The sequence below is a fragment of the Bifidobacterium sp. UBA6881 genome (genome assembly GCA_002451435.1).
GTDB lineage: Bacteria > Actinomycetota > Actinomycetes > Actinomycetales > Bifidobacteriaceae > Bifidobacterium.
On the sequence record DKCF01000091.1, the window covers coordinates 1 to 1698 of the forward strand.

Sequence of the window (1698 nt, forward strand, 5' to 3'; positions counted from 1 at the left end):
GGTAGAAGATTGGGACGCCCGTCCTTGACGGCCGGCCCTCGACCGAACGAATCAGTCGAAATCGGCTCCCGACTTATTTCCCCGCTCTCCTATAGCGACGATTACGGGTCTTGCCCAGCGCAACCAGACGTCCTCGTTCGACCAATTTACCAACCTTACGTCTCACTGCACGAACATCAGAACCACTCAATTCCGCAATTTGCGCAATTGTAATCTCACTATGCGCAGACAACAGATATTCAACGGCGTCTTCAATGCCACCAACCGTGCCGTCCACTTTGCCAGCCATCCATTCAACCGCATCTTCACGCTCGGCCCCACGCTCACGAATCGGTACGAACGCCGTAAATACCAGTCCATCATTGAACACCGGCTCTCCCCCAGAATATAGTTTTGTGTATTTCATGAGATTCCTTACGCCGCTGCCCAGTTCCTCAGCCAAACCGATCTGCATAAAGACATCGGCAATCACGGGATTCTTAGGCACAGGAGTGAAGTTATCCAAATCAATCTCGCCTTCAAAAACCGGACGACTGGCATTACGGGTTTCGATTCCCTCATCCGTGATAACAATCTGAGCCGGGATAGGACTGGAATACTCACGATGCACGAGGATATTCGACACTAATTCTCTGATGATCCAATCACGAGCGCTAACAGCCGTGTCATGTTCCGTATGGAAACGATCAGGCAATGACTTGCGCATGAATGCCGAAAGCTGCCCATAAGCATCAATCAGATTGGTGCGCACCATGAGCCGGTCATCATATCGGTCCAAATCTTCACGCCTGACCACGGCGTCGGTTTTATATGCGGGAAGCATGTCGGCAATTACTTCATCCCTGCCCAACAAAAGCCCAGCAGCCAATGTCAATCCCTCAGCTTTGCTGCCATAGTCTCGCACATATAAACGAGCGCTGCGCAATAATGTCTGATCATCCATTCCAATCCATGGATGGTCAGGGGTTTTGTTCCCCGCCATTGCCCGAATTCTGGCTATCAAAGTCGAATCAAGATCATCAATCGTCAATCCTGGGTAAATCCGCTGTTCCGTAAATATGTTCTGTTTGCGAATATACATCTGTGTGATCTGCATCTCACCGTCAATTCGCCTATCAGCATCCGCGACGCGATCCCATACCTGCCCTTTATAACGGAATACAGACGAGGTCGGCGGCACCCATATACGGATCACGGTTCTTCCGTCATATTGGAAACGTTCCGTTTCCACGAACAACGTCGGAGAGAACGACTGTGGCTGTCCAGTCACATTGGCGATATTGCGTTCAATACTTAATGCCGATTTCTCAGGAACGCCCAATACCGTGCCATCATCCTTCACACCGAGGAAGATGGCACCTCCAGCATGATTTGCGAATGAGCAAATCGTCTCATAAGTATCATGCTCAGGATTGCCTCCGCACCGTTTGAATTCCACGGTCGAACTTTCGCCTGCACGGAGAATACCTTCAAACTCCACGATATCCATTGATCCACCTCATTACAGGAGTCTTCTACCCATTCAATTCGACCGCTATTCGACCGCTTAATTCATATTTAACCACATCGGAGAACCCCAGCCACGAACAAAAGCCAGTGGCGCCAAGAAAACGGGACAGATCAGGCGATGCTGCAGAAAACAGCCACACACGCATCATACAAGCCGTCATGCATAACAAAACCGGCATCCGCATGATG

The 1698-nt window shown here is 50.1% G+C and carries 2 protein-coding genes; both read right to left on the reverse strand.

What is annotated here, in order from left to right; translation table 11 throughout:
- Positions 1 to 73: 73 nt before the first annotated feature.
- Entirely contained in the window at positions 74 to 1489 is a 1416-nt protein-coding gene (locus B3C64_RS06980) for an RNA-binding domain-containing protein (RefSeq protein WP_291534678.1), read from the reverse strand.
- Positions 1490 to 1514: 25 nt separating this feature from the next.
- The coding region (locus B3C64_RS06985) for a hypothetical protein (protein ID WP_291534679.1) at positions 1515 to 1698 on the reverse strand (184 nt) is incomplete at its 5' end.